Genomic DNA, 370 nt, shown 5'->3' with positions numbered 1-370 from the left:
AGTACGGCATGGATGAATATTTGGAACTTAAATACCTCTGCATGGGCGGTTTAAATTAAGGAGTACATGATGCAAAACCAAGAAGTGAGGGATTTTCTTAACCGCTATCCTAAGGTTCAAACCATCGAATTACTGTTGCCTGATCAAAACGGCATTCTTCGAGGTAAACGAATCGAAATTGATCTGCTTGATAAAGTGTACCAAACGGGGTGTTGCCTACCTGCCTCGGTGATGAGTTTAAACAGCCGAGGAGCATCAACTGAAGAAGCGGGTTTGGGTCTTGCACAAGGCGATCGAGATTATGTTTGTAAACCCATTGAGGGCACTTTAGCGATTGTTCCGTGGGTCGAAGATCTCAGCCGTGCGCAAG

The 370-nt window shown here is 45.1% G+C and carries 1 pseudogene; it reads left to right on the top strand.

The annotated features are described in order from the left end of the window. Positions 1-69: 69 nt before the first annotated feature. Positions 70-370 (top strand): annotated as a pseudogene (locus A3762_RS07080) (glutamine synthetase); the annotation flags it as partial.

The sequence above is a fragment of the Oleiphilus sp. HI0125 genome (genome assembly GCF_001635355.1).
This window is presented reverse-complemented; position numbering and strand designations above follow the sequence as displayed.